Source organism: Bacillus sp. SH7-1, from assembly GCF_008042405.1.
GTDB lineage: Bacteria > Bacillota > Bacilli > Bacillales > Bacillaceae_G > Bacillus_A > Bacillus_A thuringiensis_N.
On the sequence record NZ_QNUD01000004.1, the window covers coordinates 108,793 to 116,381 of the forward strand.

A 7,589-nucleotide genomic window follows, 5' to 3' on the forward strand; every position below is an offset into this window, starting at 1 on the left:
AGTCCACCTATCTTAGTACGAACGCAATAGCGATGGAATTTTATCAAATAAATCTAAAATAAGCGTCGTTAATTCTTGAAACATCCACGGACCTAAAATGATAATAACGAGCACAATACTCGCCATTTTCGGTAAAAACGTCAGCGTTTGCTCTTGAATTTGCATCATTGCCATAATGACAGCGATTATTATAACGACAATCATACTTACGCCGGCAACCGGCATTAAAATCATAACTCCTTTATAAAAAAAGGTTTGAAAAATATCTATAATTGGTGACGTATTCATTTATATGACTCCTATCACATAGCATCAAACGCTTCAGGCGACCGTTTTAAACATAATGTCGACGATTTTTGTATATCCACCTAAATATACGAAAACGAGTATTTTAAAAGGTAAACTTAAAATCATCGGCGGTACCATCATCATCCCGAGGTACATTAAAAGTGTACTAATAATCAAATCTATAAATACAAACGCTAAATAAATGAACATCCCCGTCAATAATCCCTTTTGGATTTGCGTTAACGTAAAGGATGGTACGAGCGTAAATAATGAAAGATCTTTTAAATCTTTCGGCAACTCTTCTCCGCGCACTTTCAGCATCATTTTTAAATCATGCTTATACGTATGCTTTGACATATACTCTTTCATAATCGGAGCTGTCGTTTCCGCAGCTTGACTTACCGTTATTTTCTCTTTCGTCATCGGATCCCACACATCGCTCTTCAGTTGCCCAAGTACAGGCTGCATCGTAAAGAGGGATAAAAATAAGGCAAGTCCAACAAGTACTTGGTTCGGTGGTAAATTCATTACCCCAAGTCCTTGACGCGTAATCCCAAGAACGATCATAAAATAAGTAAAATGTGTAAATAATAGAACGATAGATGAAGATAATGATAAAAGGGTAACGAGCGCAAATAGCTGTACACTTGAATTACTCGTAAACTCTTTTCCATTTTCGAAATTAATAAAACCGTTTTGGGCTGCATACGCTGGATTTACAAAAATAATTGAAAAAACGATAGAAAATACGAAAATAACGGCTAATACTGATAACTGTTTCTTTATTCTCATGATGGATCCTCTACTTTTTTCGTTTCACTCTTCACCGCGTCTTCTAGCGCTTGTTGAAACTGATTTCCTGTTCCTGTTAATTGCACAGACTGTACACCGTTATTACTAATAACAGTAAACACCTGCTTACCATCCACTTCAAATAAAAAGGCGCTCGTTTGATGATTTAAATACACGCCGTCTTTCACTTGAATGTGGCCATTTTCACCTTGTTTAAAAAACTGCTGCTTGCGCGTCTTTTTCGTCATATAATATGCACCGTAGCCGAGCGCACCAAACAGTAAAACGACTTGAAATAAGGTCGTCATATACGACATATGACTCCTCCTCTACTCTTTATCTTGCATTTGACTTTGCGCTTTCATAAGCGCAGCTTGCTTCTTGTCAGCTTCAATTTCAGAAATGATAATACCGAACTTCTCGTCCATTACGATCGCTTCCCCAATGCCGACTTTCATATTACTTAAATACACATCTACTTTATGTCCTAAGTTTTTCTCTACTTCCAGAACATCGCCCACTTTTAATTGCTTCACATCACCGAGCGTAATAGATGCCTTTCCAAGCTTTACACCAAGTTCAATCGAAATATCTGAAACAGTATCAATATGTGCTTTACTTGCTTCATTTCGCTTTCCTGCAAAATCTTCTAATCCCATTAATGACACAGGAGATACTTCATGCTTCATATGGATCCTCCTACTCTACAAAACTTTTAAATAAGAGCGCCTTACGCGTTCCATCTTTTCCAATAAAACAATTAAATTTATGCTTTCCATCTACATAACCAAGTAATTCATCCGAAACTTTCGTATGGAGCGGAATAATATCGCCTTCTTCAATTTGTTCAATCTCACCCATCGTCATCTTCTGCTCACCAATCGCAACGTGAACTGGTTTATACACTTGATTTACTTTCACTTCTACTTCAGATGTATACTTTTTACGCTTATCTGAAGAATGTTCGACAATATTTTCAGACGTTAACTTATCCATAATTTCTTCAACAGATAAGAACGGAATACCGATACGCACCGTCGTATTCCAAAAATCCGTTTTCATATTTACGTTTAGTAATGAAATAATATCACTCGCGGTCGTAATCTTAAGTGCATTCGGGTCTGTCTCCGTCGTTACAAATTTTGGTTCAATCGCAACAACGCTTTCAAATGATTGCTCTAAATTTTTACAAAGGAGCATAAAAATATTATCCAGTGTTAAAAACTCAAATGCGGTAAGTGGTCTGCGCATCGTAAAGTTACGCTTACTATCTCCGCCAAGCCAACATTCATGAATATAAATAACGAACGCTAAATCAATCTCAATAACAATTTCTCCAAGCTCTGGAAGACCAAGATCAATAACGCAATATAAATAATAATCTTTTGGCATTTTCTCCACATACTCACTCGTAAACGGAACTTGCTCAACCGTTGAAGGCTCTAGCTCAATCGGAATACGCATACGCGCTGACAACGTCTGTGACGTCTGTTTACCAAATGTAGAAGCAATTGCTTGCAGGCTACGTAAATGCTCAACACCGAACTTCTCTGGTCTATTAAAATCATACTCTTGAAATTTCTCTTGCTTTCCTGCTTCTTGTGCGAAAGCTGGCATTTCCTCGCCTTCATTTACCGCCTTCAGCAGGGCATCAATTTGCTCTTGGCTTAATTTTTCGCCACTCATGACAATCCCCTTCCCTACCTTTTCAATTCAACGATTTCAACGTACATCTTCCCGTTTTTCGTCAAAATCTTTCCGGTTCCAATCTCTTCATTCTCAAGCATAAGACGCACCGTATTTTTCGTTGAATTTTCAAGACGATACAATGTACCTTTCGTTATATGAAGCAAATCTTCAATTTTCTTTTTCGTATTTCCGATTTCAAAATAAATTGTTAACGGAATATCATCTTGTAATTTCAAATCTAGCCAACTCCCATATCATGTTCACGAAAATTTCATGTTCTCTCTATATATGAAACTTCTTATTTTGAAACGTCGATATTTAATATTTTTTTAATATATCCTTGCGTTTCTTTAAATGGTGGTACGCCTCCGTACTTTCTCACATTACCAGGACCAGCATTATATGATGCAAGCGCTAATACGAGATCGCCGTTATTTTTCTTTAAATAACCGCTTAACTCTTTCACGCCGCCTTCAATACTTTCAGCTGGTGAAAATGGATTTTTTATACCCATCTCTTTCACATTCGCTGGCATAAGCTGCATAAGTCCCATCGCACCTGCATGTGACACCGTTTTCGGATTAAAATTAGACTCTACTTCAATCATTTTTTGAATTAACGTTTTCGGAATTCCGTATGTACGACTAACTCTATCAATAATATCCTCATACTTCCCTTCATTGGAAGAACGTATTTTTTGAATATTATACTTCTTCGTTAATTCCCACGTATCAGCAGCCTCATTTTTCGTTTCTGGGAAACGTCGTTCAAACTCTTTTTGTGCGACTTGCACTTCATCTACGTTCTTCGTTTCAGTCTTTTCTTCAGGCTTACTCGCTTCCTCTACTTTATTAATAGATTCTTCCGGTTTATTTACGACCGTTTCTATTTTTGTAGATTGTACCGGCTGACTCATATCCTTTACATTTGCCGGCTGCGTAGTACCCTTCGTCTCTTTCGCAGGCTCACTCTGCAACTTCTCTTGAAAACGACTACTAACGAATGCTTGTGGACTACTTAGCTTTTGCTGAATTTGTCCTTTCTTATATGCAAGCACTTCTTTTACTATATTTCCAACTAACATAATATCACCTTTTCGGTAAACAAAGATAATCTAATATTAGAGTTTTTTTTTAAAGTTTGCAATAATCCTTTTAATAATATTGTAATAAAAAAATGAATATATTGTTAAACTGTTATTTTTTTATATTTATTAATTCGAATTTTTAGTTGACACCCGCTATGACAGGGATTACAATAAATCTCGAAATTGATTTTTTCGCATATTACCGTTTTTCAATTTGCAGAAAAGTCAATATAAAAAAATGGGGGTTCTTAACATGAGAATTAATACAAACATTAACAGCATGCGTACGCAAGAGTACATGCGCCAAAACCAAGCAAAAATGAGCAACGCTATGGACCGTTTATCAAGCGGTAAACGTATCAACAATGCTTCTGACGATGCAGCAGGTCTTGCAATCGCAACTCGTATGAAAGCGCGTGAGGGTGGTTTAAACGTAGCTGGACGAAATACTCAAGATGGTATGTCTTTAATTCGTACGGCTGACTCAGCTTTAAACTCAGTTTCTAACATTTTATTACGTATGCGTGACCTTGCTAACCAATCTGCCAATGGTACAAACACTAAAGGTAACCAAGCTTCTTTACAAAAAGAATTTGCTCAACTTACAGAACAAATTAATTATATTGCAAATAATACGCAATTCAATGATCAGAAATTATTAGATACTACAAACAAAACTATTAAAATTCAAACGCTAGATACTGGTTCTACGAATCCTGCTCAAATCGATATTAAACTTAACAGTGTTCAAACCAAAGACTTAAACCTTTCTGGTATATCAGTTGGCGACGAAAGTGAAGCTGACAGTACAGAGGCTGCAGATGCAACTAGTGCAAAAGAAGCAATTGATGCAATTGATGCTGCTATTACTACAGTTGCTGGACAACGTGCTACACTTGGTGCAACATTAAACCGTTTTGAATTTAATGCAAACAACTTGAAGAGTCAAGAAACTAGCATGGCAGATGCTGCTTCTCAAATCGAAGATGCTGATATGGCAAAAGAAATGTCTGAAATGACTAAGTTCAAAATTTTAAACGAAGCTGGTATCAGCATGCTTTCTCAAGCAAACCAAACTCCACAAATGGTAAGTAAATTATTACAATAATCCATTTAGTAACTACGAAAACACACCTCTCTACAAATTGAGAGGTGTGTTTTCATATATCAATCCCTCCTAAAAATTAAGAACCAAATATCCCTTCGCAACTTGAATACTTATAAACTTGGCATAGCTATTTCAATGTTTCTAATGCGTCCCCAAAACTATACTTTCCTCTCTTTTAATCATTTCATCACATAAATTAAATTTATGGAGGACCTACACAACTTTAATTATTATAGTTTAAATCCATCCAACAATAGTGGAATTATAAAGGGACACAGGATTCTTGTGTATTTTGCATTAAGAACTCGTTCATATCACTTACAATTAGCTATATACCTTATCATTCAACTCTATAAAATCTATATCCTCTTTCATTCTTAATAGAGACACAACATTATTTACAAACCATTATAGCCATTAGAAGTACAACTATTTATCTCATCATAAAAAAGGAATAGCCTAACTAATCTGTATCCAGCCTTTTGTAAAGGGCATTTTTTTAAAAACTAGATACCGTCAAGCAGATAATTTCTGTATTCTGGTCTTATCCCATGTCCATCAAATTAAGTTCATACAACGTCAAATATAATAAAGGATGTTTCATTTTCAAATTGGGCTACTTGATTATCAGACATGGTATAATTGTAAACGACACCTAATATATCAAAGACTGTTTTTTATCATACCAATGAGATTTTCGCTCGTTTTGCTGTAGGAGCTTGAATAGATGAATAAGAATCTTTGATAGTTCTTGGATGTCTTTCTGTATGGCTACATCCTCCCGCCCCAGATAAATTGATGAAAATATATCCCGAAGCTGAAATGCAGTTGAATCTAAAATACGGATACGATTGAAAACAGGGGTGTATGGAGAAAAAATTCGTATAGATGAAGTTGATTCTTTTTTCCCACTTATAATATTCCCTTCTTGAAACACCTGCAAGTTCACAAAGTAATACGATTAAAAAGTTCTGTTTTAAGGTATGAATGAGCTCGTATTCTACTGATTTATTTTTTTGATTTCATCCCCTTTTTTCGTAACTAATAGCTTTTTAAGCATGCGTTTTCCACTTCTAATTATTATATTCTAGCATCTTGATTTATTTCATATGTTTGTCTAGTTCTTCCACGTTTTTCTTGTAGTCCCAGAATCCTTTCATTTTTATATTTTTTAATTCATCTATCTATAACTTAATATACAAATCCTAATTCCTTTCTAAATAATTCATTTCCAATTCATCTATGTAAGTACAATTCAATAGTTTTCATTTTAAAATCGATTGAAAAAGTTCTTCTAATTTCAAAAAAATCCCCTTCATAATAAACAGTAAAGTAACTTCCTCTCAATTGTCTACTATCAGAGGATAATATCACTTTTAAAACGTTTTTTATATAATTTAGAAATAAATATATTTTCTTCCTTTAATTAATCTAAAATATATTAGCTTATTACTATCTATTAAGTAGTTTTTTAGAATGTTCACTTTTAACATTCTAAAAATCGTTATTAACAAACCATTTTTCTATTTAAAAATTATTTATTAAATAAAAAAAGTGCTACTAGTAAATAGTTAGTCAACTATTTACTAGTGCACTTCCCTTTATTTCATCTAATTCATTAACTGCACAAATTATTCAGCAATATAATTTATTACAACACGTTTACTTTCATCTTTATTTACTTTTGTAACACTTACATAGATTTTTCCTGCCGCTTCCCCTAACTGAGGAATTACAACATTTACCGCCGCTTTATTTTCTGCTACCGTTGCTGTTCCAATTGCTTCTTCGACTGTCTCTTCATTATATACACTTACCTTATCACCTGCTGTTAAACCAGTCACTCTAACAATATCATCCGCTCCGTCATTATTTAAAACAACAATATTTCCAGCTACTGGCGCCGCCGTTACTTGCGATTCATATTTCACCGCTGTACGAACACTTTCTAGCTCATTTTCACTTTGTACACTTACATACACTGTGCCGCCTGTTGTTTTTAACAGATCTGCTTTTTTGATTATCGCTTCTGTTTTTTCCTCCGCAAAAGTTTCTGCTTTCGCTGTTGCGATTGCTTCTCCGTCTTTCATTTCTTCATATACACGGACGATGTCACCTTTTTTCAGTTCTGACACTGTAATTGTATCTTCTGCTTCCATTTTATTATTTGATACTGTGATTTTTTCTACTGCTGGTGCCACCGTTGTTGGCTCTGCTTCGTACTTCACTGTAACTCTCTTACTCTCATCTTTATTCGGTTTCGTTACTGTTACGTATACTGTGCCGCCTGTTTCTACTAGTAAATCTGCTTTTTCAATTTTCACTTCTGTTGCTTCTTTTGCCACTGTCGCTTTTCCTAATTCTTTTCCTTCTGTTGATGCATCATACACTTTTACAATATCACCTTCAGTTACTTTACTCACTGTAATTGTATCTGCATCTCCAGCTTTATTGTTCGCTACTTTTACTGTATCCACCGCTGGTGCCACTGTTACTTGTGATTCATATTTTACTGCCGTACGAACACTTTCTAGCTCATTTTCACTTTGTACACTTACATACACTGTGCCACCTGTTACTTTTAGTAAATCTGCCTTTTTAATCATTACTTCTTTTGCTTCGCCA

At 35.1% G+C, this 7,589-nt stretch carries 8 protein-coding genes and 2 pseudogenes; 1 reads left to right on the plus strand and 9 read right to left on the minus strand.

Going from position 1 to position 7,589, the window contains the following annotated elements; genetic code table 11:
- Positions 1–12: 12 nt before the first annotated feature.
- The 7 genes from DN390_RS03185 to DN390_RS03215 all read right to left on the minus strand — a co-directional run bounded on the left by DN390_RS03185 (position 13) and on the right by DN390_RS03215 (position 3,853).
- Positions 13–288, minus strand: a complete 276-nt coding sequence (locus DN390_RS03185) for a flagellar biosynthetic protein FliQ (RefSeq protein ID WP_001098085.1) — start codon at positions 286–288, stop codon at positions 13–15.
- Positions 289–321: 33 nt separating this feature from the next.
- On the minus strand, positions 322–1,080 hold the full coding sequence (locus DN390_RS03190; protein WP_086421127.1) for a flagellar type III secretion system pore protein FliP: 759 nt from the start codon (positions 1,078–1,080) through the stop codon (positions 322–324).
- Complete coding sequence (locus DN390_RS03195) at positions 1,077–1,397, minus strand: hypothetical protein (protein WP_000121176.1); 321 nt, start codon at positions 1,395–1,397, stop codon at positions 1,077–1,079. Before DN390_RS03195 ends, DN390_RS03190 begins: the two co-directional genes overlap by 4 nt.
- A gap of 12 nt (positions 1,398–1,409) precedes the next feature.
- Complete coding sequence (gene fliN, locus DN390_RS03200) at positions 1,410–1,769, minus strand: flagellar motor switch protein FliN (protein ID WP_000680012.1); 360 nt, start codon at positions 1,767–1,769, stop codon at positions 1,410–1,412.
- A 10-nt stretch (positions 1,770–1,779) separates the two neighbouring features.
- Complete coding sequence (fliM, locus tag DN390_RS03205; protein WP_000012366.1) at positions 1,780–2,766, minus strand: flagellar motor switch protein FliM; 987 nt, start codon at positions 2,764–2,766, stop codon at positions 1,780–1,782.
- 14 nt (positions 2,767–2,780) lie between these two features.
- Positions 2,781–3,005 carry a flagellar motor switch protein FliN gene (locus DN390_RS03210; RefSeq protein ID WP_000775712.1) on the minus strand — a complete coding sequence of 75 codons (225 nt, stop codon included), beginning with the start codon at positions 3,003–3,005 and terminating at the stop codon, positions 2,781–2,783.
- A gap of 62 nt (positions 3,006–3,067) precedes the next feature.
- Positions 3,068–3,853: a lytic transglycosylase domain-containing protein gene (locus DN390_RS03215; RefSeq protein ID WP_147806584.1), complete on the minus strand. Its 786-nt coding sequence runs from the start codon at positions 3,851–3,853 to the stop codon at positions 3,068–3,070.
- Positions 3,854–4,109: 256 nt separating this feature from the next.
- On the opposite strand from DN390_RS03215, the gene DN390_RS03220 reads away from it, so the two are divergent.
- Positions 4,110–4,964, plus strand: a complete 855-nt coding sequence (locus DN390_RS03220) for a flagellin N-terminal helical domain-containing protein (protein ID WP_147806586.1) — start codon at positions 4,110–4,112, stop codon at positions 4,962–4,964.
- Between the two features lie 569 nt (positions 4,965–5,533).
- On the opposite strand, the pseudogene DN390_RS03225 reads toward DN390_RS03220, so the two are convergent.
- Both DN390_RS03225 and DN390_RS31030 read right to left on the minus strand, forming a co-directional pair.
- Positions 5,534–5,736: pseudogene (locus DN390_RS03225) on the minus strand (hypothetical protein); the annotation flags it as partial.
- Between the two features lie 859 nt (positions 5,737–6,595).
- Positions 6,596–7,589, minus strand: a pseudogene (locus DN390_RS31030) (hypothetical protein); the annotation flags it as partial.

Bases quoted from the DNA above. Each gene is read 5' to 3' on its own strand.
- DN390_RS03190 (WP_086421127.1), bottom strand. From the start codon at position 1,080: ATGAGAATAAAGAAACAGTTATCAGTATTAGCCGTTATTTTCGTATTT.
- DN390_RS03220 (WP_147806586.1), top strand. From the start codon at position 4,110: ATGAGAATTAATACAAACATTAACAGCATGCGTACGCAAGAGTACATG.
- fliN (WP_000680012.1), bottom strand. From the start codon at position 1,769: ATGAAGCATGAAGTATCTCCTGTGTCATTAATGGGATTAGAAGATTTT.
- DN390_RS03215 (WP_147806584.1), bottom strand. From the start codon at position 3,853: ATGTTAGTTGGAAATATAGTAAAAGAAGTGCTTGCATATAAGAAAGGA.
- DN390_RS03185 (WP_001098085.1), bottom strand. From the start codon at position 288: ATGAATACGTCACCAATTATAGATATTTTTCAAACCTTTTTTTATAAA.
- fliM (WP_000012366.1), bottom strand. From the start codon at position 2,766: ATGAGTGGCGAAAAATTAAGCCAAGAGCAAATTGATGCCCTGCTGAAG.
- DN390_RS03195 (WP_000121176.1), bottom strand. From the start codon at position 1,397: ATGTCGTATATGACGACCTTATTTCAAGTCGTTTTACTGTTTGGTGCG.